This is a genomic window from Micromonospora reichwaldensis (assembly GCF_031845925.1).
Classification (GTDB): domain Bacteria; phylum Actinomycetota; class Actinomycetes; order Mycobacteriales; family Micromonosporaceae; genus Micromonospora; species Micromonospora reichwaldensis.
The window spans coordinates 124,148-145,277 of the sequence record NZ_JAVRFL010000011.1 but is presented as its reverse complement, the minus strand read 5'-3'; the positions used below and the strand labels follow the sequence as shown (position 1 = coordinate 145,277).

Here is a 21,130-nt window from a genome sequence, read left to right as displayed (position 1 = left end):
CCCCAAATCCGGGGGCGAAGTCAGACGTGAAGGGAAACCCCTCAGGTGAAGCTCCAGCGGCACGGCACCCTCGCCTGCCTCGCTCTTACCGCGACGCTCGCTCTCAGCGCATGCGGCTCGGACAACAACGAGCCCGCGAGCAGCGCCTCCGCCTCCGGGTCGGCCGCCGCCGACTGCGCCACCGGCACGCTGAACGCCCAGGGCTCGTCGGCGCAGAAGAACGCGATGGACGAGTGGATCAAGGCGTACCAGCAGAAGTGCTCCGGAGCCAAGATCAACTATGAGCCCTCCGGCTCGGGCGCCGGCATCCAGGCCTTCATCGCCGGCACCGCCGACTTCGCCGGCTCGGACTCCGCCCTCAAGGAGGAGGAGCAGCCGCAGGCCGACGCCAAGTGCGTCGGCGGCGCCGCGATCAACCTGCCGATGGTCATCGGCCCGGTCGCCATCGCCTACAACGTCAGCGGCGTGGACAACCTCCAGCTCAAGCCGGCCACCCTGGCGAAGATCTTCGCCGGCAAGGTGACCAAGTGGGACGACCCGGCGATTAAGGCCGACAACCCGGACGCCAAGCTGCCGTCGACCACCATCAACGCGGTGCACCGCTCGGACTCCTCCGGCACCACCGACAACTTCACGGACTTCCTCACCAAGACCGCCGCGGCCGACTGGACCTTCGGCAAGGCCAAGGAGTGGAAGGCCCCGGGCGGCACCGGCGCGGCGAAGTCCGACGGCGTGGCCAGCGCCATCAAGGGCCAGGACGGCACCATCGGCTACGTCGAGTGGTCGTACGCCGAGAACGGCGGCCTGAAGACCGCGAAGGTCGGCAACGGCGCGGGCGAGTTCGCCGAGCTGACCGCCGAGTCGGCCGGCAAGACCATCGCCGGCGCCGAGGTGGTCGGTCAGGGCGACGACCTCAAGATGAAGATCGACTACAACACCAAGGAGGCCGGGGCCTACCCGATCGTCCTGGTGACCTACGAGATCGTCTGCTCCAAGGGCCTCGCCGCCGACAAGCTCCCGCTGGTCAAGGGCTTCCTCGGCCACGCCGCGAGCACCGCTGGCCAGGCCGACCTGACCGAGCTGGGCTACGCCCCGCTGCCCGAGACGGTCCGCGCCAAGGTCGAGGCCGCGGTCAAGAACCTCGCCTGAGCCGCCCGCACCGACACCGTCACCACCACCTCAACCCGAAGCGAGCGAGCAGATGGGTGAAACCCCCCACCGCTCGGCCCACGCCGGCACCGGCGGGACGCGCGTGACCGAAGGTCACGACCGGCCCGCCGGTGCCTCGGCGCGTCCGGCCGAGGCACCAGTCAGCACCCGTACCCCGGGCGGAGCCGGGTTGGGCGGCGGCGGCGCGCTGCCCCGGGCCCGGGCGTTCGGCGCCGAACGGGCGTTCCGCGCCCTCACCCTGGGCGCCGGCGCCACCGTCCTGGTCGTCATCGCCGCGATCGCGGTCTTCCTCGTCGCCAAGGCGGTACCCGCGCTGGGAGCCAACACCGAGAGCTTCTGGACCTTCGAGGGCTGGTTCCCGAACGACGCGGAGCCCAAGTTCGGCATCGGGGCGCTCGCCTTCGGCACCGTGTTCAGCTCCGCGCTGGCGCTGCTGATCGCGGTGCCGGTGGCCCTGGGCATCGCGCTCTACCTGTCCCACTACGCGCCGCGCCGGCTCGGCACCACGCTGGGCTTCCTGATCGACCTGCTGGCCGCGGTGCCGAGCGTGGTCTTCGGCCTCTGGGGCCGCGACGTCTTCATCAATCCGGTACGCGACTTCTCCGCCTGGCTGAACACGTACTTCGGCTGGATCCCGATCTTCGGCGGCGACGGCCCGTTCGGGAAGTCCATCATGCTGGGCGCGCTGGTCCTGGCGATCATGGTGCTGCCGATCATCACCTCGCTCTCCCGCGAGGTGTTCCTGCAGACCCCGACCGCCAACGAGGAGGCGGCCCTCGCCCTCGGCGCCACCCGCTGGGAGATGATCCGCACCGCCGTGCTGCCGTACGGCCGCCCCGGCATCGTCGCCGCGGTGATGCTCGGCCTGGGCCGGGCGCTCGGCGAGACCATCGCCCTGGCGATGACCCTCGGCATCACCTTCGGCATCTCGTTCAACCTGATCGAGAGCGGCGGCAACACCATCGCCGCCAACATCGCCAACACGTTCGGCGAGGCGAACGACACGGGGCGGGGCGCGCTGATCGCGTCGGGCCTGGTGCTCTTCGCCATCACGCTGATCGTCAACATCACGGCGCGGGCGATCATCCACCGCCGCCGGGAGTTCACGGAGTCGGCCGCATGACCACCACTGTCGCACCGCACCGGACCCGCCCGCCCGCGCAGCCGCCCACCCTGAAGGCCCGGCGCCTGCCCAGGTACGCCGCGCCGGCCATCGCCGCGGCCGCCCTGCTGGTCGCCGCCGCCTTCGTGTACGGCACCGGCACCGGCGGCCCGGTGCTGGTCGTGGTGGTCGCCGCGCTGCTCTACCTGGCCGGCCTGTTCGCCGCCGCGAACCGGGTCGAGGGGCGGCGGTCGGCCCGCAACCGCACCTGGAGCGCGCTGATCCACTCCGCGTTCGTGCTGGCCGTCCTGCCGCTGGCCTCGGTGGTCTGGACGCTGGTCAGCAAGGGCGCCGAGCGCCTGGACGGCGACTTCTTCCTCACCTCGATGAACAACATCGGCGCGCGGGACCCGAACGGCGGCGCCTACCACGCGATCGTCGGCACCCTCCAGCAGGTCGGCATCGCCGCCCTGATCACCGTCCCGCTCGGCATCCTCTGCGCGATCTACATCGTCGAGTACGGCCGGGGCCGGTTCGCCGCCGCGATCCGGTTCTTCGTGGACGTGATGACGGGCATCCCGTCGATCGTCGCCGGCCTGTTCGTGCTGGCGTTCTGGGTGCTGATCGTCTCGCCGTGGTTCAACGACGGGCGGCCCAGCTTCTCCGGCTTCGCCGCCGCGCTCGCGCTGAGCGTGCTGATGCTGCCCACCGTGGTCCGCTCCACCGAGGAGATGCTGCGTCTCGTCCCGGCGCCGCTGCGCGAGGGGGCGTACGCCCTCGGCGTGCCGAAGTGGAAGACCATCCTGCGGGTCGTACTGCCGACCGCCCTGCCGGGCATCGTCACCGGCGTCATGCTCGCCATCGCGCGCGCGGCCGGCGAGACCGCCCCGGTGCTGCTCGTCGCCGGCGGCGGCGCGGCGATCAACTTCAACCCGTTCGAGAACAACCAGTCGTCGCTGGCCCTCTTCGTCTACCAGCAGGCCGGTGACGCATCCCGGTACGCGCCGGCACGGGCGTGGACCGCGGCACTCACCCTGGTCGCCCTCGTGCTGATCCTGACCGTCGCGGCGAAGCTGCTGGCCCGTCGCAACCGGCTCGGCCGATGAACCCCGGAGGTACCACCACCATGGCCAAGCGCATCGAAGCCTCGGGCGTCACCGCCTACTACGGCGCCTTCAAGGCGATCGAGAACATCAACCTGACGGTCGAGCCGAAGACGGTGACCGCCCTGATCGGCCCGTCCGGCTGCGGCAAGTCCACCTTCCTGCGGTCGATCAACCGGATGCACGAGGTGTTGCCCGGCGCCCGGGTCGAGGGCAGCCTCACGATCGACGACCAGGACATCTACGACCGGGACGTGGACGTCACCGCCGTCCGGCGCATGATCGGCATGGTCTTCCAGCGGCCGAACCCGTTCCCCACCATGAGCATCTTCGAGAACGTGGTGGCCGGGCTGCGGCTCAACGGGGTCCGCAGGAAGTCGATCCTGGAGGAGGCGGCGGAGAAGGCGCTGCGCTCGGCCAACCTCTGGGACGAGGTCAAGGACCGGCTCGGCAAGCCCGGCGCCGGCCTCTCCGGCGGTCAGCAGCAGCGGCTCTGCATCGCCCGGACCATCGCCGTCGAGCCGCAGGTGGTGCTGATGGACGAGCCCTGCTCGGCGCTCGACCCGATCTCCACGCTGGCCATCGAGGACCTGATGTTCCAGCTCAAGGACAAGTTCACCATCATCATCGTCACGCACAACATGCAGCAGGCCGCCCGCGTCTCGGACCGGACCGCATTCTTCTCGATCGAGAAGACCGGCGACCCGGGCCGCCTCATCGAGTACGACAACACGCAGAAGATCTTCAGCAACCCCGGTGTGAAGAAGACCGAGGACTACATCACCGGCCGCTTCGGCTGATCCGTGAGGCGGGGACCCTCTCCTGGTAGGAAGGGGCCCTTCCTATCGCTTTTTCGATAGGAAGGGCCCCTTCCTTTCCGCCCTTTCCGCGCCCACGCTGGCGGACCCGGCAGCACCGGAGGATCTGTTCTAGGGTCGGGTCGGAATCGCCCACCGGTCGCTGCGGAGGACGGGCATGTCTGGATATCCCCGGTTGCTGCACACCGTGCTCGACACCACGGACGCACGTGAGCTCGCCGAGTTCTACCGGCAACTGCTCGGGCTGCGGTACCGGCCCGGTGACGAACCGCCGACGGACGGGACGGCCGACGACCGGGACTGGCTCGTGCTCAGAGACTCCGACGGGGCGGCCCAGCTCGCCTTCCAACTCGTCGACCACCTGCCTCGGACCACCTGGCCCCGGCACGACGTGCCGATGCAGTTGCACCTCGACTTCACGGTGCCGGACGCGTCCGAGCTGGAGAGGCAGCGTGAGCGGGCGGAGGCCCTGGGCGCGAAACTCCTGCTCGACCGGGCCGACGACCCCGACGAGCCGCTGTACGTCTTCGCGGATCCGTCCGGTCACCCGTTCTGCATCTTCGTGGCCTAGCGCCGCCGCCCTCCGCGCACCGGGTTCCGCTGAGAGATCCTGGCAGGAACCGGTCCTTCCCCGGGCGGCTTCCTGCCAGAATCCGTAACGGGTCAGGCCAGCACGAAGCGGGGCTCGCCGTCGTCGGGCACGTCGAGGCGCGGGGTGACCGGGGTCGACGCGTCCCGGGTCGCCGCCGCGCGGGCGACGCCCGCCAGGTCACGGCCGGCAGCCACCTGGGCCAGGTTCACCAGGGTGGGCGGGAGCATGGTCAGCTCACCGGCCTCCGCCCGGGCCAGGGCGTCCGCCGGGCGGACCCACAGGGTGTGGTCGGCCTCGCCGGAGACGTCCCGGGTCCGCTGCCCCTCGGGCAGGAGGGCCACGAAGAAGTACGTGTCGAAGCGGCGCGGCTCGAACTCCGGCGTGATCCACCGGCTCCACGGCAGCAGCAGGTCCGACCGGAGGGTGAGCCCGCGCCGGGCGAGCAGGTCCGCGAAGCCGCCCCGGCGCTGCTCCAGCGCCACCCGGTCGGCCTCCCAGTCGTCGCCACTCACGTCGCCCACCACGGTCTGTGTGTCGGGGCCCGCGAGCAGGACCCCGGCCTCCTCGAAGACCTCGCGGGCGGCGGCGCAGACGACCGCCTGGGCGGCCTCCGGGGCCAGCCCCAGCCGCTCACCCCACCCGGCCGGCGTCGGGCCGGCCCAGTCCAGGTGCGCCTGCGAGTCCGAGGGGTCGACCCCACCGCCGGGGAAGGCGTACATGCCGCCGAAGGCCATCGCGGCGACCCGTCGGATCAGGTAGACCTCGAAGTCGTCGCCGGCGGGCCGGAGCAGCAGGACGGTCGCCGCGACCCGGGGCGGGGCCGGGGTGCCGCCCTCGGCGTGGAACCGGCGGGCGTGCGCCACGAGCGCCGGGGGTGCGGGGAAGCCGTCGGCGTCGATCGTCATGCGCCGAGCCTAGTTCCCGACGGGTGGATGACCACGCCGACGTCCGGTGATCTTCGCTAGCGTGGCCGCCATGACTCGTTGGGGCATCCTGTCCACCGGCCAGATCGCCGCCCGCTTCGCCGAGGACCTCCGGCTGGTGCCGGGCGCCGAACTGGTGGCGGTCGGCTCACGTACCGCCGAGAGCGCGCAACGGTTCGCGGCCCGGCACGGTGTGCCGCGCGCGTACGCCTCCTGGGCGGAACTCGCCGCGGACGACGAACTGGACGTCGTCTACGTCGCCACCCCGCACGCCGCGCACCACCAGGCGGCCTCGACCTGCCTCGCGGCCGGCCGCGCGGTGCTGCTGGAGAAGCCGTTCACCCTCGACCTGGCGACCAGCGTCGAGCTGGTCGACACCGCCCGCGCAGCCGGGGTCTTCCTCATGGAGGCCATGTGGATGCGGACGAATCCGCTGATCCGCCGGGTCTGCGAGTTGGTCGCGGACGGGGCGATCGGCACGGTGACGAACGTGCGGGCCGACTTCGGGTTGGCGGGGCCGTTCCCGCCGGAGCACCGGCTGCGGGCCCGTACGCTCGGCGGCGGCGCTCTGCTCGACCTCGGCGTCTATCCGGTCAGCCTGGCCCACCTGCTGCTCGGCGTGCCCGACCACGTCCGGTCCTGGGCGAAGCTCAGCCCCGAGCGGGTCGACGAGAACACCGGGATCGTCCTCGGCTACGACTCGGGGGCGGTGGCCACGCTGACCTGCGGCCTGGTCGGGGCGACCCCGGTGACCGCCGCCGTCACCGGCACCGCCGGACGGATCGACCTGCCCGAGTTGTTCTTCCGCCCCGGTTCGGTGACCCTGCACCGGGCCGGCGCCGAGCCGGAGACGATCACCGGTGAGCTGGTCGGCGGCGGCTACCAGTACGAGGCCGCCGAGGTCCAGCGCTGCCTCGCCGAGGGCCTACTGGAGAGCCCGCTGGTGCCCCACGCCGCAACGCTGGAGGTGATGGCGCTCCTCGACGGGATCCGCGCCCAGATCGGCGTCTCGTACGCCTGAGGTGTAAGGAAGGGCCCCTTGCTAACGCTATGCGTTAGCAAGGGGCCCTTCCTTACACCTGTCGTCCGCGCAGCCTCAGCTGAAGAGCGGGCGGACCAGGAAGTACATCAGGGCGCCGATCGAGCCGGCGGCCGGGAAGGTGAGGATCCACGCCCCGACGATGTTGCCGGCCACGCCCCACCGGACGGCGGAGAGCCGCTTGGTGGCGCCGACGCCCATGATCGCCGAGGTGATCGTGTGGGTCGTCGAGATCGGCGCGCCGAGGACCAGCGCGTTGAAGTAGAGCACCCCGCTGGCGACGGTCTCGGCGGCGAAGCCCTCCGGCGGCCGGAGGTCGATGATCTTCCGGCCCAGGGTCCGGATGATCCGCCAGCCACCGGCGTACGTGCCGGCGGCCAGCACGGCGGCCGACGTCCAGAACGCCCACTCCGGGATGAAGCTGGGGTCGTCCTGGTAGCCGCCGACGTAGAGGGCGAGCACCACGATGCCGATGGTCTTGGCGGCGTCCTGCATGCCGTGACCGACCGACATGGCGGCGGCGGACGCGGTCTGCGCCCAGCGGAAGCCACGGTTGAGCCGGCCCGGGTGCCCCTTCCGGAAGATCCACTGCACGGCGATCATGACGACGTAACCGAGCACGAAGCCGACCATCGGCGAGAGGACCATCGGGATGATCACGCTCTCCCCGATGCCGGTCCAGAGCACCGTGCCGGACGCGGCGACGGTCGAGCCGACCAGGCCACCGATCAGCGCGTGCGACGAGGACGACGGCAGGCCGAAGTACCAGGTGACGAGGTTCCACACGATCGCGCCGATCACGCCGGCGAAGACGATGCCGAGGCTCGCCGTGCCGGTGGGTAGTTTCACCAGGCCGCTGCCGACGGTCTTGGCCACCTCGGCGCCGAAGTGGGCGCCGATGAAGTTGCCGACCGCCGCCATGGCCAGGGCCACCCGGGGTGTGAGCGCCCGGGTGGAGATGCTGGTCGCGATCGCGTTGGCGGCGTCGTGGAAGCCGTTGGTGTAGTCGAACGCCAACGCCACCGCGATCACCGCCAGCACGGCGATGAGTTCGGGACTCACAGGATCAGGACTCCTTGACCGCGATGGTCTCGACGGTGTTGGCCACGTGCTCGAAGGCGTCGCAGGCGGCCTCCAGCTCGTCGGCGACCTCCTTCATCTTCAGCACGGTCAGCGCGTCGTACTCGCCGGAGAAGAGGCGGACCAGCAGCATCCGGTACACCTGGTCGCCGTCGTTCTCCAGCCGGTTGCACTCGATCCAGTAGTCCTCGAGATCCTTCATCGACCTCAGGCGCGGCATCGCGTCGGCGGTCAGCTTCGCCTGCGCGTCCAGGACGTTGACCATCTCGTGCATCTCGCGGGGCAGCGAGGGGAGCTTGGTCAGGCCGTAGAGGTAGAGCAGGTTGCCGACCGCTTCGAGGTGGTCCATCACGTCGTCGAGCAGCGACCCGAGCCGGTAGATGTCCTCCCGGTCGAACGGCGTGATGAAGGTTGAGTTGATCTTCTTGTACAGCTCGTGGGTGATCTGGTCGCTGTCGTGCTCCACCTCGGTGAGCCGCTCGCTGACCGACTGCACCTCCACCCCGGGCAGGGCCAGCTCGTTGAGCAGCTCGGTGCCCTTCACCAGGTTCTGTGCGGCCCTGGTGAAGAGCTCGTAGAAGGCGCCCTCGTTCGGGCGGAAGGAAAACTTCACAGCACGGACCTCGTCGTGTCGGTGGAAGGGTGGCGGTCGCCCGGAGGGTGCCCGCCTGGGAATGCTAGAAAACGACGGAACCGGGGATCGCGCGGCCTCCCCCAGGTCAGGCCACATTCACCGGTCGTTCACCTGCTGTTCACCTACGCCGTTCTCTCCGATCCCAGCAGCCGCTCCCGTTCGCGCCGGACGTCGAAACCGGCAGGCGGATACCCTAGATCGAGCGTGTCGAACGTCTCGCGGAGCAGGTGCGCGACGGCCCAGTCGCGGTACCACTTGCGGTCCGCCGGCACCACGTACCAGGGCGCGGCGTCCGTGCCGCACCGGCCCAGGGCTTCGGCGTACGCGGCCTGATAGTCGTCCCAGCGGGCGCGGGCGTCGACGTCCGAGGGGTCGTACTTCCAGTGCTTGCGCGGCTCGTCCAGCCGCTCCAGCAGCCGCCGGCCCTGCTCGGCGTACGAGATGTGCAGGAACACCTTCACCAGGGCCACCCCGGCGTCGGCCTGCTCCCGCTCGAAGGCGTTGATCTCGTCGTACCGGGCCTGCCAGATCGACTCGGGCACCAGCGACTCGACGCGCGCCACGAGCACGTCCTCGTAGTGCGAGCGGTTGAAGACACCGACGTACCCGGGCGGCGGCAGCGCCCGCCGGATCCGCCACAGGAAGTCGTGCCGCAGCTCCTCGGGAGTGGGCGGGCCGAACGAGCGGACGTGCAGGCCCAGCGGGTTCATCGCGCCGGCCACGCGCTTGACGGTGCCGTCCTTGCCCCCGCTGTCCATCGCCTGGAGCACCAGCAGCACCCGGCGCCCGCCCGCCCCACCGGCAGCCGCGTCGGACCCGCCCCCACCGGCAGCCGCACCGACGGGTCGAGCCGCCGACTGCCGGGCCTTGGCCTCGGCGAAGAGCATCTCCTGCTGCCTGCCCAGTTCCGCGCCGATCAGCGTGAGCTGGCCACGGGCCCACTCCTTGCGCTGCGGGCCGGTCACCTCCCGCCCCGGCAGCCCGGGCGTCGACCGGGGATCGACCGCCCCGAGATCGACCGCCCCGCCGGGCGCCACCCGGAGCAGCTCCCGCATCGTCCCTCCGACCGGCCCCACGACGACGTCGGCCCGATCCACGGCATCGCGGCCCACGCCGCTCCCCTCGACCCCTCGCATCACCGGATCATCACCCACATCCGCCCCACCCGCCCGCCAACCCCGACCCCGGCCCGCGCCATGAGCCGCCGATCATGCACTTGTGGTGGGCGGAATCGTCTAACTTGGTCCGTTTCGCGGGGCGCCACGACTGCATGATCGACGGCGGTCTTGGGGTGTGGAGGTCGGGGCGGAAGAATCGCGGGCGGGCGGGGCGGTACGCGCCCCGGCAGTGGAGCGGGGGCAGCGTGCGGGAGATGGTGGCGGAGTTCGAGGCCGAGCGGGGGCGGCTGCTGGGGGTGGCGCACCGGATGCTGGGCAGCCGCAGCGAGGCCGAGGACGCCGTGCAGGAGACCTGGCTGCGGTACGCCGCCGCACTCGCCGACCCGGCGGCCCGCGCCGAGATCCGGCACCTCGGCGCGTGGCTGACCACCACCTGCGCCCGGATCTGCCTCGACGTGCTCCGCTCGGCGCGGGTACGACGGGAGGCGTACCCCGGCCAGTGGCTGCCGGAACCGGTGGTGACGCCGCTCGACCAGGGCCCGCGCCCCGACGGCTTCGCGCCCGACCCCGCGGAGCGGGCGGTCCGCGCCGATCAGGTCGGCACCGCCCTGCTGGTGGTGCTGGAACGCCTCGCGCCGGAGCAGCGGGTGGCCTTCGTGCTGCACGACGTCTTCGCCGTGCCGTTCGCCCAGATCGCCGAGGTGCTCGGTACGACCGACGCCGCCGCCCGCCAGCTCGCCTCCCGGGCCCGCCGGGCGGTGCACGCGCCCGACGCGCCCCGGCACACCGCCGACGCGGTCGAGCAGCGTCACGTGCTCGCCGCCTTCGTGACCGCCGTCGAGTCGGGCGACCTGGCCGCGCTGGTACGGGTGCTCGCCCCGGACGTGGTCGCCATCGGCGACAGCGGCGGCCACTTCCCGGCGGCCCGGCGGCCGGTGCTCGGGGCCGACGCGGTGGCCCGCTTCCTCCTGGGCCTGTTCGGGCGTGCCGGGCGCTACGGCGGGACGCTACGCGCCCGTCGGGTGCTCGTCGACGGCGTCGAGGGCCTGCACCTGGAGACCCGGCACTCGGATGGGCGGCCGCTGCGGGTGGTGGCCGCCCTCGCGGTGGACGGGGGCCGGGTGACCGGGGTCTTCCACCAGCTGAATCCGGAGAAGCTGGGCGACCTGCCGCCGCTGGCGGAGGAGGACGGCTGGCCGCCGCGCTGGTGACGGCCCGGGGGCCGGCGCCGGCGGGTCAGACCACCAGGGCCAGCCACTTCCGGTACGACGTGGCGAACGGCTCGGTGCCGTCACCCAGTGCGTCGAGGAGCCACCGGGCCGCCGCCTCGGCCTGCGCCACGACGTCGTCCGGGTAGCCGAAGCGGGCCCGGTGCTCGGCGAACTCGTCCTCGTCGCGCAGCTCCACCAGGCCGGTGCTCCGGCGACGCACCACGTCGAGGTCGAGGTCGATGAGGTGGACGGTGTCGTCGTTCTCCCAGCGGGCCGGGCTGGCGATGTCGCAGTAGACCTCGCTGGTCCGTGGCGGCGGGTTGAACATGCCGGTCCACCAGGCGTGGTGCGGCACCAGGAGGACGAACGGGATCTGCTCCACCGACGGCCGGCCGTGGTAGACGGACTTCGTGCCCTCGGTCACGCCGAGCCAGACGCCGAGCTCGTCCTCGGCCAGCCGGCGGGCCGGGTAGTCGCGGTGGGCGCTGCCGTCGTACTTGCGGTAGATCACGCGGACCACGTCGCTCGGCATGAATCGCACCCTAACCGATACCGCCCATCCGTCGCCGCACGGAAGTAACCGGACGCGGTCGGTGGGAGACCGTACCGTGACGACGCCACGCCCGGATCGGCGCGGCCGGTGTCGGGGACGGCGGGTACCGTCGCACGGTGACTCCGCGCCTCGCCACCGGTTCCGCCGCCCCCTCGCCCCGCACCGGAGGCCGGCGGCGGGGCGCCCGGCCGAGCGGGGTGGAGCTGCTCGCCGCCGCGGTCGGCGCGGTGCCGGGCGGGGCGGCGCGTCCCGGTCAGCAGCAGATGGCGACCGCCATCGAGGAGTGCGTGCAGGCGCGGGAGCACCTGCTGGTGCAGGCCGGCACGGGCACCGGCAAGTCGCTGGCCTACCTGACGCCCGCGCTGACCGTGGACGGCCCGGTGGTGGTCTCCACGGCCACCCTGGCGTTGCAGTCCCAGCTGGTCGACCACGACCTGCCCCGGCTCGCCGACGCCGTGGAGCCGGTGCTCGGCCGGCGGCCCACCTTCGCGGTGCTGAAGGGACGGCACCACTACCTCTGCCTGGCCCGGCTGGACAACTCCACCGAGGACGAGCCGGAGGACACCCTCTTCGACGCCCCGGCGGCGCGCCCCGGCGGCGGCACGAAGTGGCTCGGCGAGGCGGGGCGACTCGGGAAGCAGGTGCAGCGGCTGCGCGACTGGGCGGAGAAGACCGACACCGGCGACCGCGACGAGCTGGACCCGGGCGTCGACGACCAGGCCTGGCGGCTGGTCTCCATGCCGGCCCGGGAGTGCGTCGGCGCGTCCCGCTGCCCGTTCGGCGCGGAGTGCTTCGCCGAGGCGTCCCGGGCCCGCGCCCGGGAGGCCGACATCGTGGTCACCAACCACAGCCTGCTCGCGGTGGACATGCTCGCCGGCCGGCACATCGTGCCGCCGCACAAGCTGCTCATCGTCGACGAGGCGCACGAGCTGGCCGACCGGGTCTCCTCCGCCGCGCAGGCCGAGCTGGTGCCGGAGCTGATCGACCGCTCCGCGAAGCGGGCCCGCCCGCTGCTGCGGCCGGACACCGCCGAGTCGCTGACCGCGGCCGGCGACGCCCTGGCCGTCGGGCTGGCCGAGGCGCCGGCCGGGCGGATCACCTCGGGGCTGCCGTCCCCGCTGCGCGAGGCGTGCACCCTGCTCGACGCGGCCACCCGGGCGGCGCTCGACGCGATCGGCGACGTCAAGGCCGACGACCCGGACCCGGTGCGCAAGCAGCAGGCCAAGGCGGTGCTCGACGAGCTCTCCGCCACCGCGCAGCGGCTGCTGGAGGAGGCCGACCACGACGTGGCCTGGGTGGAGAAGAACGACAACACCGGCCGCCGGGCGCTGGTGGTCGCGCCGCTCTCGGTCGCCGGCACGCTCGCCACCCACCTTTACGAGGAGCGCACGGTCGTCGCCACCTCGGCGACGCTGACGCTGGGCGGCCGGTTCGACACGGTGGCCCGGGCGCTGGGCCTGGAGGCGCCCCCGGCCGACCCGCCGTCACCGGCCGCCGCCGCGCTGGCCGCCCGGTCCGCCGGGCGCCCCGGCGCCGCCGCACCGGCACGAGGCACCGGACCGTCCGACGGCGGCGCGGCCCAGGGCGGCCGGACGCAGGATGGCGCCGCACAGGGTGGCGCAGCCGGGGCACCGGCCACCTCGGGGCCGGGCTGGCGCTCCCTCGACGTCGGCTCGCCGTTCGACTACCCCCGGCAGGGCATCCTGTACGTCGCCGCGCACCTGCCCCGGCCCAGCGTCTCCGGGCTGCCCGACGCGGCCGGCGAGGAGCTGCTCGAGCTGGTCACCGCGCTCGGCGGGCGTACCCTCGGCCTCTTCTCCTCCCGGCGGGCCGCGCAGCAGGCGGCGGAGCTGCTGCGCGCGCGGACCGACCTGCCGGTCCTGCTCCAGGGCGAGGAGGCGCTGCCGCTGCTGGTACGCCGGTTCCGGGAGGAGAAGTCCAGCTGCCTGTTCGGGGTGATGTCGCTCTGGCAGGGGGTCGACGTGCCGGGCGACTCCTGCCAGCTGGTGGTCATCGACCGGCTGCCCTTCCCCCGGCCGGACGAGCCGCTGGCGGCGGCGCGGGCCGCGGCGGTGGACGCCGGCGGGGGGTCGGGTTTCGCGGCGGTCAGCGTGCCGATCGCCGCGATCCGGCTGGCCCAGGGCGTGGGTCGGTTGATCCGGTCGACGGGCGACAAGGGCGTGGTGGCGGTGCTCGACTCGCGCCTGGAGACGGCCCGGGGCTACGGGCCGTTCCTGCGCCGGTCGCTGCCGCCGTTCTGGTACACCACCCGGCCGGAGGTCGCCCGGGGCGCCCTCGACCGCCTCGCCAAGGTCTGACCCGTCAGGGCGCCTGGGAGGCGACGACGACGGCGTCGGGCGGGGTGTCCGGAACGGTGCGGGCGGCGAGCCGGCGGACGGCCGTGTTGAGCACGGCGATCAGCGGCACCGAGACCAGCGCGCCGGTGATCCCGGCGAGGACCACGCCGGCCGCGATGCCGATGATGACCGCGAGCGGGTGGATGGCCACCGCCCGGCCCATGATCAGCGGCTGGAGGAGGTGCCCCTCCACCTGCTGCACCCCGATCACCGCGCCGAGGATGATCAGCGCGGTCACCGGGCCGCTGTCGACCAGCGCGACCAGGACCGCGACGACGCCCGACAGGGTCGCACCGACGATCGGGATGAACGCGCCGAGGAAGACGAGCGCGGCGAGCGGGAAGGCGAACGGGATGTCGAAGATGACCAGGAAGACGCCGATGCCGACCGCGTCGATGAAGGCGACCAGCACGGTCGCCCGGACGTAGGCGACCAGCGTCGCCCAGGACGCCCGCCCGGCGTCGTCGACCTTCCAGCGGGCGGCCACCGGCAGCAGCCGGACCAGGAAGCGCCAGATCTTGTTGCCGTCGCGCAGGAAGAAGAACGTGGCGAAGAGCACCAGCAGCGTGCCGGTCAGGACCTCAGCCAGCGTGGCGGCCGTGGAGAGGGCGCCGCTGGTGAACCTCTCGGTGTTGTTGTTGATCCACTTCTGGCCCTCCTCGATGTAGTTGTCGAGCTGGCCGTCGGAGAGGTGCAGCGGGCCGGTCTTGAGCCAGTCCTGGATCTGCCGGACGCCCTCGGAGGACTTCTTGCTCAGCTCCGGCACGCCCTGGATGAACTCGTTCACCACCAGGGTCAGCGTGCCGATCACCCCGGCCAGGCCGCCCACCAGCACCACCGCCGTCGCCATGGACCGCGGGAAGCGGGCCCGCAGCAGCCAGCCGACCGCCGGCGCGAGCAGCGCCGAGAGCAGCAGCGCGACGGCCAGCGGGATGACCACGATCCGGACGGTGCCGACGATCTTCAGCAGCGCCCAGGCCACCACGCCGATCACGATCAGCCGCCAGGACCACGCGGCGGCGATCCGCAACGCGTGCGGCACGTCCGCGTCGTCCCGGCTGGAGGTGGAGTTGTGCATGGCACCGGGCGGCGGGGCGCCGACCACGGTCGCGGACGGCGCCGCCACCGGTCCGGGGGACGTCGGCGAGGCCACGCCGGCCGACTCGGGGCCGTCGGCCGACTCCGTACGGCGTGCCCGCGCCGCCTCCCGGCCCGACTCGTACGCGCGACGGAGCCGTCCGCGGATCTGCTCGAAGCGGCTCAAGCGCACCTCCTGGCAAGAGACCGGCCCGCCCACGCCGGTGGGCGGACAGGATACGTCCGACGACGCCACCGTAGGGCAGGTCCGCCACACATTGCCCCCGGCCCCCGGCGCGTAACCGCCCACGGCCCGCCGACCGGGACACGGTAGCGTCTGCGGCGTGACCGCCGACCAGAATCTCGACTCCAAGCTGCCGATCCGCCTGCTGCACGACCGTGTGCTGGTGCGGATGGAGGGGAGCGAGGGTGAGCGACGCTCGACCGCCGGCATCGTGATTCCGGCGACCGCCGCCGTGGGCAAGCGTCTGGCCTGGGCCACCGCCGTGGGCGTGGGGCCGAACGTGCGCGCCATCGTCTCGGGCGACCGGGTGCTCTTCGACCCCGACGACCGCTCCGAGGTCGAACTGCACGGCCGCGGGTACGTGCTGCTGCGCGAACGCGACGTGCACGCCGTGGCCGCCGAGCGGGTCGAGAACGACTCCACCGGCCTCTACCTCTGAGCCCACCCCCGGCCCGCCCGCCCGGATGAGGGCGCCGGTGCCGTTTGCGTCGCCCCCCGCCGGGAAGCCAGCCGCATCACCGGCCCTGGGGAGGGACGCGATGCCGGTACTCGTGAAGAAGATACTGCTCTGGGGGAGCGTCGCGTTCCTGATCTACTTCATGGCCTTCCGGCCGGAGGGCGCGGCGGAGATGTTCAAGGCCATCGGGGCGGGACTGATGGCGATGGCGCAGGGCCTCGGTGACTTCCTCACCAGCCTGATGACCTGACGACCGGGCTCAGGGGCGGCCGGGGTGCCACGGCGCCGGCGGCTGCTGGCCGTACCAGCCGGGCGGGCCGAAGCCGGCCGGCGGCGGGGGCGGCGGGACGAGCACCACCGGGATCGGCACGACGGGATCGTCCGGCGCCTCGACCGACCGCTGCGTGCCGTCCGGGAACCGCAGGTGGTAGCGGTGCCCGTCCCAGATTCCCGCCGGCACCTGCGGGTCCCGGCCCACGAAGAACGACCGGTACGCGCCGATCGCCTCCAGCAGCTCCCGTTCCTCCCGCGCGGTCCGCTCCCGGTCCGCCGGACGCCGGTCCAGGCCGCGCAGTGCGCCGTCGCGCAGCAGCGCCAGCCGGGTCGCCGCGAACTGGTAGCCGCGCATCGCCCTCAGCCCGCCGTCGCCGGCCACCCGCTTGGCCCACACCCGGGCCGCGTGCCGCCGCCCCAGGCTGCTCAGCGCCGCCACCTCCGGCGGGGTCAGCCAGCCCGCCCGCACGTAGTCCGGCAGCGTCCGCTCGGTGAGCCGCCCCTCCCAGGCCCGTAGCCACAGGGCGAGCCCGACCATGGCGAAGAAGACCGGCACCATCACGCCGATGAAGCCGTACAGCATGAACAACGTCTGGCCGGTGGCCTGGGTGAGCGTCGGCAGCAGGTTCCACAGCCCGTGCAGCATCATCGCCAGCAGCAGGCCGGCGAGCGGGGCGAGCACCCGGACCCACCGGCTGGCGGTGCGCGCGGCGATGCCCAGCCCCACCCCCGTCATGGAGGTGAAGAGCGGGTGGGCGAAGCCGAAGAGCAGGATCCGGACGATGAAGATGGCGATCACCTGCTGGGTGCCGGTCGCCGGCCCGTACCGCTCGGCGCCGCTGGCGTAGCCGTGGCCGCCCAGGTAGAGGATGTTCTCCACCATGGCGAACCCGACGGCGGAGAGCCCGCAGTAGACCAGGGCGTCGGTGATGCCCGAGATCTCCCGCCGGCGGAAGATCAGCAGCAGGATCGGCCCGAGCGCCTTGGTCAACTCCTCGATGAACGGCGCGACCAGCACCGCGGTCAGCGCGGTCGGCAGCCCCCAGTCCTCGAAGAGCCCGGCAGAGAAGTTGTTGACCTTGTATGAGGCGGCGGTGGAGACGAACGCGCCCCAGGCGAAGCAGAAGATCAGGTACTTCAGGGGCTCCGGTTCGTAGCGGTCCAGCCAGAGGAAACAGGCCACCAGGACCGGAACCGGGAGGAGCGCGGCGACCAGCCCGATCAGCAGCGCCTCGACGCCGAGATTGAAACCGAGTTCGAAGACCATGTACACCGCGCAGGCCGCGATGAACAGGACGGCCCCGACCAGCACCAGGATCCGACGCCAGTCGAGCCCGCGTAACGGCATCCGGGGCCCGGCCCCGCCCGGCGGCGGGACGGCGGGCGCGGTCGGCGACGGCGGCAGGGGTGCGCCGGGCGGGGTGTCGGCCATGCGGTCAGCGTAGCCATCCCCGGCCGCCTGGTCCGGCCGCATTCACCCGGCTATGCTGCGGGCAGGTCACGAGTGCCAGCGTCAAGCCCCGGCTTGCTGGCCGGCAACCCTCGTCGAGTTCGCGGTGGGGTGCCCCGGGTGATGACCGGGCCCGGCCCGATCGCGTGCCGGGCAAGCGCGGACCCCGCCCGTGTGCGCCCACCCGGGGTCCCTGGACCCGGAGGTCGGCCATGACCGTCACCCTCGTACCCCCGCCCGCGCCGCGACCGCCCGCCGTCGCCGACCCGCTCGACGTGCTCGGCGTACCCGGCCAGGTGAACCTCGACTACGCGGCCACCGCGCCCTGCGCGCGGGCCGCGGCCGACGCGGTGGCCGAGCTGCTGCCCTGGTACGCCAGCGTGCATCGCGGCGCCGGGGCGCTGTCGCGGCGCTGCACCCTCGCCTACGAGCGCGCCCGGCAGACGGTCGGCGACTTCCTCGGCGCCCGCGCCGACGACCACGTGGTCTTCACCCGCAACACCACCGACGCGCTGAACCTGCTGGCCCGGGCGCTGCCCGCCGGCACGACGGTGGTCACCTTCGGCGGGGAGCACCACGCCAACCTGCTGCCCTGGCCGCGTGGCTCGGTGCGGCTGCCGGTGCCCCCGGATCCCGCCGGGGCGGTCCGCGCGCTGGACGCGGCGCTCGGCGAGCTGCGCAGGCCGGCCCCGTCGGGTCCCCGCAGCGCGCAGCAGGGCCCGCCCGTGCTGGTGGCGGTGACCGCCGCGAGCAATGTGACCGGTGAGCGCTGGCCGGTGGCCGAGCTGGCCCGGGTCGCCCGGCGGCACGGCGCCCGGATCGCGGTGGACGCCGCGCAGCTCGCCCCGCACGCGCCGGTGGACGTCGCCGCCCTCGACGTCGACTACCTCGCGCTCTCCGGCCACAAGCTGTACGCCCCGTTCGGCGCGGGGGTGCTCGTCGGGCGCGCGGACTGGCTGGACGCCGCACCGCCGTACCTGGCCGGCGGGGGCGCCACCAGCCACGTCGGGGCGGCCACCCACGACGTACGGTGGGCGACCGGCCCGGCCCGGCACGAGGCGGGCACCCCGAACCTGCTCGGCGCGGTCGCCCTGGCGGCGGTCTGCGCCGCGCTGGCCGACGCGGACCGGGTCGCCCTGCACGACGCCGAGCAGGCTCTGCTGACCCGGCTGCGCGAGGGCTTCGCGGCCCTGCCGCACGTGCTGGAGCTGCGCATGTTCGGGCCGGCGGCGCCCCGGGTGGGGATCGTGTCGTTCGTGGTGGCCGGCCGGGACTCGGCGGAGGTGGCGGCGGCACTCGCGGCGACGTACGACATCGGGGTGCGCGACGGCCTGTTCTGCGCCCACCCGCTGGCCCGGCGGCTGCTCGACGAGGCGGCCGCCCGCGCCGGCCGGCGGGACCTGCCGCCGACCGCCCTGCGCGCCAGCATCGGCCTGGGCAGCACGACCGGGCACGTGGACCGGCTGCTCGCCGCCCTCGCCGCGCTCGCCTGACCGGCCCGGGAGCACCCGCCGGCCCGCTCCCCGGGGCCGGCGGGACGGCACGAGCCCCGCACGGCCCCGGGACTGGGCGCGTCCCCCGTCAGGCCTTCCCCACCGCGGGTGCCGGCGCGCGGTCGCGGGTGCGCTGGATCAGCACCACACACGCCAGCACGGCCACCGCCGCCGCGATCGAGGCAGGGGTGACGGCCTCGCCGAGCAGCAGCGCCGACCAGGCCAGGGTGAGCACCGGCTGGGCGAGCTGGATCTGCCCGACCTGCGCGATGCCGCCCCGGGCCAGGCCCGCGTACCAGGCGAAGAAGCCCAGGAACATCGAGACCACGGTGAGGTAGCCGAACGCCGACCAGGCGACGGGGTCGGCGCGCGGCGGGGCGGCCACGGCGGCGACGACCATGACAGGCACGGTGACGGGCAGCGAGAGCAGCAACGCCCAGCAGATCGTCCGGGCGCCACCCAGCTCGCGGGCGAGCGCGCCGCCCTCGGCGTACCCCAGGCCGCAGAGCACGACCGCCGCGAGCAGGAACAGGTCGGGCGGGGCGAGGGCCCCGCGTACCGCGCCGCTGGCGCCGAGGAAGATGAGCACCGCCAGCAGCCCGCCGGCGCTGGCGGCCCAGAACAGCGGCGGCGGTCGCTCGCCGGCCCGCAGCACCGCGAACACGGCGGTCATGGCGGGCAGCGCGGTGATGACGACCGCGCCGTGCGCGGAGGTCTGGGTGCTGAGCGCCAGCGAGGTGAACAGCGGAAAACCGACGACGACACCGAGGGCGACGACCGTCAGCCGCCGCCACTGACCAGGCGTGGGCCGCGGGGCGCCGGTGGATCGCAGGTACGCCCAGGCCAGCAGCGCCGCGCCGACGGCCCGGCCGAAGGCGACGAACCACGGGTCGAGCTGTTGCACGGCGACGCGGGTCGCGGGCAGCGACATGCTGAAGGCGAGCACGCCCAGCGCGCCGAGAGCGAGACCGACCGTCCGGTCCGCCGTTACCGTGGTCCTGACAGTAGCGCTACTGTTCCCGTTCATGAATGACGGTAACGCAGCCGACCGCGTCGTCCAAGACCTGCGCGCGCTCGCGGCTGCCGCGGATCCCGGCACGCGGCTGCCCTCGGTGCGCGAGCTGACCGCCCGGCACCAGGCCTCCCCGGTCACCGTCGCCGAGGCCATCCGGCAGCTCGTGGCCCAGGGAGTGGTCGAGACGCGAGCCGGCAGGGGCACCTTCGTGGCCGCCCCGCCACCCGAGTGGCGCGCCCCCGACCTGTCGTGGCAGACCGTGGCGCTCGGCCCCCGCCGGCCGGGCGAGGACGAGATGCAGGCGCTACTGGCGTTACCGCCCGCCGGAGCGATCCCGCTGTCCGGGGGCTACCTGGACGGGGAGCTGCAACCCGCCGCCGCGCTCGGGGCCGCGCTCACCCGCGCCGCCCGGCAGCCCGCGTCCTGGCAGCGCGGGCCGGCCGAGGGGCGCGAAGACCTGCGCGCCTGGTTCGCCCGCGAGGCCGGGGCCGGGCTGCGCGCCGGGGACATGGTGGTCTGCCCGGGCGGACAGGCCGCCCTGTCGTCCGCGCTGCGGGCGCTCGCCGCGCCCGGCGACACCCTGCTCGTCGAGTCGCCGACCTACCTGGGCGCGCTGGCCGCTGCCCGGGCGGCCGGCCTCCGGGTGGTGCCCGTGCCCGCCGACGCCGACGGGGTACGCCCCGACCAGCTCGCCGCCGCGTTCGCCCGCACCGGCGCCCGGCTGTTCTACTGCCAGCCGCTGTACGCCAACCCGCACGGCGCGACGCTCGCAGAGGACCGCCGGGCCCGGGTCGCCGAGGCCGTACGCGACGCCGGGGCGTTCCTGATCGAGGACGACTACGCCCGCGACCTCACCATCGACGGCCAGGCCCCGCCACCGCTGGCCGCCGACGACCCCGACGGGCACGTCGTCTACCTGCGTTCGCTGACCAAGTCGACCGCCCCCGGGTTGCGCGTCGCCGCGATCGGCGCCCGCGGCCCGGCCGGTGCCCGGCTGCGGGCGGCCCGGCTGCTCGACGACTTCTTCGTCGCCGGGCCGCTGCAACAGGCCACGATCGAGTTCGTCACCACCCCGGCCTGGGCGCGTCACCGCCGCGCCCTGCGCACCGCGCTGCGGACCCGCCGCGAGGCGCTGCTGACCGCGCTCCGCCGGCACCTGCCGGAACTGGCCCGGCAGCCGGTCCCGCGCGGCGGCATGCACCTCTGGGTACGCCTGCCGGAGGGCACCGACGACGTGGCGCTGGCCGCCGCCGCGGCCGCCGAGGGCGTCGTCGTCCTCCCCGGCCGCCCCTGGTACGCCGCCGAACCCCCGGCCCCCCACCTCCGCCTCACCTACACCGCCGCCCCACCCGACCTCATGGACGAGGCCGTCCGTCGCCTGGCCCGCGCCCTGCGGGCCTGACCGGGTCGACGGGGGTGCG

The 21,130-nt window shown here is 73.7% G+C and carries 19 protein-coding genes, 2 pseudogenes and 1 riboswitch; of the genes and pseudogenes, 13 read left to right on the top strand and 8 right to left on the bottom strand.

All coding sequences use genetic code 11. The features are described from left to right. Positions 1-45 precede the first annotated feature (45 nt). From pstS to RM555_RS11810, 5 genes are all read left to right on the top strand, one after another. The gene (gene pstS, locus RM555_RS11830; RefSeq protein ID WP_311411777.1) at positions 46-1,149 is read left to right on the top strand and encodes a phosphate ABC transporter substrate-binding protein PstS; all 1,104 of its coding nucleotides are present in this window, start codon (positions 46-48) and stop codon (positions 1,147-1,149) included. 52 nt (positions 1,150-1,201) lie between these two features. Further along, positions 1,202-2,293, top strand: a complete 1,092-nt coding sequence (gene pstC / locus RM555_RS11825; protein ID WP_151452961.1) for a phosphate ABC transporter permease subunit PstC — start codon at positions 1,202-1,204, stop codon at positions 2,291-2,293. Beyond that, positions 2,290-3,378 carry a phosphate ABC transporter permease PstA gene (gene pstA, locus RM555_RS11820; RefSeq protein ID WP_311411776.1) on the top strand — a complete coding sequence of 363 codons (1,089 nt, stop codon included), beginning with the start codon at positions 2,290-2,292 and terminating at the stop codon, positions 3,376-3,378. Before pstC ends, pstA begins: the two co-directional genes overlap by 4 nt. 20 nt (positions 3,379-3,398) lie before the next feature. Further along, the gene (gene pstB / locus RM555_RS11815) at positions 3,399-4,175 is read left to right on the top strand and encodes a phosphate ABC transporter ATP-binding protein PstB (RefSeq protein WP_132230738.1); all 777 of its coding nucleotides are present in this window, start codon (positions 3,399-3,401) and stop codon (positions 4,173-4,175) included. A 175-nt stretch (positions 4,176-4,350) separates the two neighbouring features. Continuing rightward, entirely contained in the window at positions 4,351-4,764 is a 414-nt protein-coding gene (locus tag RM555_RS11810) for a VOC family protein (protein WP_311411775.1), read from the top strand. 92 nt (positions 4,765-4,856) lie between these two features. Here RM555_RS11810 and RM555_RS11805 read toward each other — a convergent pair whose 3' ends face one another. Further along, positions 4,857-5,690 (bottom strand): NUDIX hydrolase, encoded by an 834-nt coding sequence (locus RM555_RS11805; protein ID WP_311411774.1) that lies wholly within the window; start codon positions 5,688-5,690, stop codon positions 4,857-4,859. Positions 5,691-5,760: 70 nt separating this feature from the next. Here RM555_RS11805 and RM555_RS11800 point away from each other — a divergent pair, with 70 nt between their 5' ends. Continuing rightward, positions 5,761-6,729: a Gfo/Idh/MocA family protein gene (locus tag RM555_RS11800; RefSeq protein ID WP_311411773.1), complete on the top strand. Its 969-nt coding sequence runs from the start codon at positions 5,761-5,763 to the stop codon at positions 6,727-6,729. Between the two features lie 75 nt (positions 6,730-6,804). On the opposite strand, the gene RM555_RS11795 is transcribed toward RM555_RS11800, so the two are convergent. From RM555_RS11795 to RM555_RS11785, 3 genes are all read right to left on the bottom strand, one after another. After that, positions 6,805-7,809, bottom strand: coding sequence for an inorganic phosphate transporter (locus tag RM555_RS11795; protein WP_311411772.1), 1,005 nt, complete (start codon positions 7,807-7,809; stop codon positions 6,805-6,807). Between the two features lie 4 nt (positions 7,810-7,813). Then, positions 7,814-8,440: a DUF47 domain-containing protein gene (locus RM555_RS11790; RefSeq protein ID WP_132239991.1), complete on the bottom strand. Its 627-nt coding sequence runs from the start codon at positions 8,438-8,440 to the stop codon at positions 7,814-7,816. A 143-nt stretch (positions 8,441-8,583) separates the two neighbouring features. Further along, positions 8,584-9,516 (bottom strand): PPK2 family polyphosphate kinase, encoded by a 933-nt coding sequence (locus RM555_RS11785; RefSeq protein WP_311411771.1) that lies wholly within the window; start codon positions 9,514-9,516, stop codon positions 8,584-8,586. Positions 9,517-9,833: 317 nt separating this feature from the next. Between RM555_RS11785 and sigJ the strand changes: the two genes are divergently transcribed. Then, the gene (sigJ, locus tag RM555_RS11780) at positions 9,834-10,790 is read left to right on the top strand and encodes an RNA polymerase sigma factor SigJ (protein WP_311411770.1); all 957 of its coding nucleotides are present in this window, start codon (positions 9,834-9,836) and stop codon (positions 10,788-10,790) included. Between the two features lie 25 nt (positions 10,791-10,815). Here sigJ and RM555_RS11775 read toward each other — a convergent pair whose 3' ends face one another. Then, the gene (locus tag RM555_RS11775; protein ID WP_311411769.1) at positions 10,816-11,322 is read right to left on the bottom strand and encodes a DUF402 domain-containing protein; all 507 of its coding nucleotides are present in this window, start codon (positions 11,320-11,322) and stop codon (positions 10,816-10,818) included. 69 nt (positions 11,323-11,391) lie between these two features. Between RM555_RS11775 and RM555_RS31005 the strand changes: the two are divergent. Further along, positions 11,392-12,812 (top strand): annotated as a pseudogene (locus RM555_RS31005) (ATP-dependent DNA helicase); the annotation flags it as partial. A gap of 153 nt (positions 12,813-12,965) precedes the next feature. Further along, positions 12,966-13,661, top strand: a pseudogene (locus RM555_RS31000) (ATP-dependent DNA helicase); the annotation flags it as partial. 4 nt (positions 13,662-13,665) lie between these two features. On the opposite strand, the gene RM555_RS11765 reads toward RM555_RS31000, so the two are convergent. Then, complete coding sequence (locus RM555_RS11765) at positions 13,666-15,033, bottom strand: AI-2E family transporter (protein ID WP_396888737.1); 1,368 nt, start codon at positions 15,031-15,033, stop codon at positions 13,666-13,668. A gap of 88 nt (positions 15,034-15,121) precedes the next feature. Here RM555_RS11765 and RM555_RS11760 point away from each other — a divergent pair, with 88 nt between their 5' ends. Together RM555_RS11760 and RM555_RS11755 are read left to right on the top strand one after the other, a co-directional pair. After that, complete coding sequence (locus RM555_RS11760; protein WP_121400053.1) at positions 15,122-15,460, top strand: GroES family chaperonin; 339 nt, start codon at positions 15,122-15,124, stop codon at positions 15,458-15,460. A gap of 100 nt (positions 15,461-15,560) precedes the next feature. Continuing rightward, positions 15,561-15,728 (top strand): hypothetical protein, encoded by a 168-nt coding sequence (locus RM555_RS11755; RefSeq protein ID WP_165947924.1) that lies wholly within the window; start codon positions 15,561-15,563, stop codon positions 15,726-15,728. A 9-nt stretch (positions 15,729-15,737) separates the two neighbouring features. Here RM555_RS11755 and RM555_RS11750 read toward each other — a convergent pair whose 3' ends face one another. Further along, positions 15,738-17,225 (bottom strand): PrsW family intramembrane metalloprotease, encoded by a 1,488-nt coding sequence (locus RM555_RS11750; RefSeq protein ID WP_311411768.1) that lies wholly within the window; start codon positions 17,223-17,225, stop codon positions 15,738-15,740. A 22-nt stretch (positions 17,226-17,247) separates the two neighbouring features. Further along, positions 17,248-17,367, top strand: a riboswitch (SAM riboswitch). A 46-nt stretch (positions 17,368-17,413) separates the two neighbouring features. Here RM555_RS11750 and RM555_RS11745 point away from each other — a divergent pair. Then, complete coding sequence (locus RM555_RS11745) at positions 17,414-18,694, top strand: aminotransferase class V-fold PLP-dependent enzyme (protein WP_311411767.1); 1,281 nt, start codon at positions 17,414-17,416, stop codon at positions 18,692-18,694. A gap of 88 nt (positions 18,695-18,782) precedes the next feature. On the opposite strand, the gene RM555_RS11740 is transcribed toward RM555_RS11745, so the two are convergent. Further along, positions 18,783-19,721 (bottom strand): DMT family transporter, encoded by a 939-nt coding sequence (locus RM555_RS11740; RefSeq protein WP_311411766.1) that lies wholly within the window; start codon positions 19,719-19,721, stop codon positions 18,783-18,785. Here RM555_RS11740 and RM555_RS11735 point away from each other — a divergent pair. Continuing rightward, entirely contained in the window at positions 19,720-21,111 is a 1,392-nt protein-coding gene (locus tag RM555_RS11735; RefSeq protein WP_311411765.1) for an aminotransferase-like domain-containing protein, read from the top strand. The genes RM555_RS11740 and RM555_RS11735 overlap by 2 nt on opposite strands. Positions 21,112-21,130: the final 19 nt, after the last annotated feature.